Annotated in this window: 1 rRNA gene; it reads right to left on the bottom strand. The window is 56.8% G+C overall.

The annotated features are described in order from the left end of the window. Positions 1 to 1035 (bottom strand): 23S ribosomal RNA (locus ABT041_RS38955); the annotation flags it as partial. Positions 1036 to 1084: the final 49 nt, after the last annotated feature.

A 1084-nucleotide genomic window follows, 5' to 3' on the forward strand; every position in this document is an offset into this window, starting at 1 on the left:
GCTCTCACTTACCGGCATTCGGAGTTTGGCTAAGGTCAGTAACCCGGTAGGGCCCATCGCCTATCCAGTGCTCTACCTCCGGCAAGAAACACACGACGCTGCACCTAAATGCATTTCGGGGAGAACCAGCTATCACGGAGTTTGATTGGCCTTTCACCCCTAACCACAGGTCATCCCCCAGGTTTTCAACCCTGGTGGGTTCGGTCCTCCACGAAGTCTTACCTCCGCTTCAACCTGCCCATGGCTAGATCACTCCGCTTCGGGTCTTGAGCGTGCTACTGAATCGCCCTATTCGGACTCGCTTTCGCTACGGCTTCCCCACACGGGTTAACCTCGCAACACACCGCAAACTCGCAGGCTCATTCTTCAAAAGGCACGCAGTCACGAGATACAGCAAGCTGTATCCGACGCTCCCACGGCTTGTAGGCACACGGTTTCAGGTACTATTTCACTCCGCTCCCGCGGTACTTTTCACCATTCCCTCACGGTACTATCCGCTATCGGTCACCAGGGAATATTTAGGCTTAGCGGGTGGTCCCGCCAGATTCACACGGGATTTCTCGGGCCCCGTGCTACTTGGGTGTCTCTCAAACGAGCCGTACAGATTTCAGCTACGGGGGTCTTACCCTCTACGCCGGACCTTTCGCATGTCCTTCGCCTATCCATACGGTTTCTGACTCGTCCTGTCGCCGGCAGACGACAGAAGAGAGATCCCACAACCCCGCATGCGCAACCCCTGCCGGGTATCACACGCATACGGTTTGGCCTCATCCGGTTTCGCTCGCCACTACTCCCGGAATCACGGTTGTTTTCTCTTCCTGAGGGTACTGAGATGTTTCACTTCCCCTCGTTCCCTCCACATGCCCTATGTGTTCAGGCATGGGTGACAGCCCATGACGACTGCCGGGTTTCCCCATTCGGAAACCCCCGGATCAAAGCCTGGTTGACGGCTCCCCGGGGACTATCGTGGCCTCCCACGTCCTTCATCGGTTCCTGGTGCCAAGGCATCCACCGTGCGCCCTTAAAAACTTGGCCACAGATGCTCGCGTCCACTGTGTAGTTCTCAAACAACGACCAGCCACCC

This window comes from Streptomyces sp. NPDC002825 (assembly GCF_040295385.1).
Taxonomy (GTDB): domain Bacteria; phylum Actinomycetota; class Actinomycetes; order Streptomycetales; family Streptomycetaceae; genus Streptomyces.